Source organism: Methylobacterium indicum, from assembly GCF_001043895.1.
In the GTDB taxonomy this organism is placed as follows: Bacteria; Pseudomonadota; Alphaproteobacteria; order Rhizobiales; family Beijerinckiaceae; genus Methylobacterium; species Methylobacterium indicum.
Map to the genome: position 1 here is coordinate 1 of NZ_JTHF01000490.1, position 834 is coordinate 834.

The 834-nt window shown below is 66.8% G+C and carries 2 protein-coding genes; both read left to right on the top strand.

Features of this window, described 5'->3' with window-relative positions; genetic code table 11:
- Positions 1-81 precede the first annotated feature (81 nt).
- Entirely contained in the window at positions 82-618 is a 537-nt protein-coding gene (locus tag QR78_RS31670; protein ID WP_048431618.1) for a hypothetical protein, read from the top strand.
- On the top strand, positions 618-834 hold a 217-nt coding region (locus QR78_RS35795), incomplete at its 3' end, for a hypothetical protein (protein WP_208993256.1). The genes QR78_RS31670 and QR78_RS35795, both read left to right, overlap by 1 nt.

Here is an 834-nt window from a genome sequence, read left to right on the forward strand (position 1 = left end):
CGGCCGGGGGAGGCGGAAGCGGCCATCCAGCCTCGCCCGTGAGCGCCGCCGGTGCTAGGATGCCTTGGAAAGGGCCAGCCCATGATCGATGCCGCGCTCATCGACCTGACGCATCATCTCAGCCGCCAGCCGCCCGCCATCGTCTCGCCTTCCCTCGCTCTGCGCGGTGCCGTGACGGCGCGCGCGTCCGAGAGGCTGGTTCGTGATGCGGAGCGCTGGAATGCCGACTGGGCGCGGGATGCCGAGACGCAGGTCGATGCCTTGCGGGCTCGGCTGGAGACAGAACCGGTCGCGACACGGGAGCTGCATCAGCTGGACCGGCTCATCGATCTCCTGGCGGAGCAGACCGACGCGCAGGCAGCAACGTTCCGAAATCTCGAGAAGCGTACGCGGCGGTTTCTCAAGCGAGTGAAGGCGGTTGCCCCCAATGACGCGGTGCGCCTTGCTGCTGAGCGAGACCGGCTGTTCGCCGCCTACGCTCGGTCCTGCCTGATCCGGTTCGAACTCGTCCTGGCGCTTCGCGCGCTCCGAGCGAGCCACGATCCCGCTGCACGGTCCGGACCAGTCTTCACCGATTCGGCCGTCCTGGAAGATTATCTGCGAGCGCCTGCCGCCTGATGGTGGCGCTGCGGATTTCAGATCGCTTCCGTGCGCGCCTTGCTCTCCTGTCCGAGGGGAGACGCGAGCATATCATCAATCGGATGATCCGGTTCCAGCGCGATCCACAGGAACCCCAGCTGCGATTGCGGCCACTGCGATGCGCGCCAGGCCACTACCTGATCGATAGCGCCCGCTACGATCGCATCGTCCTACGGACGGACCTGATCGATGGCG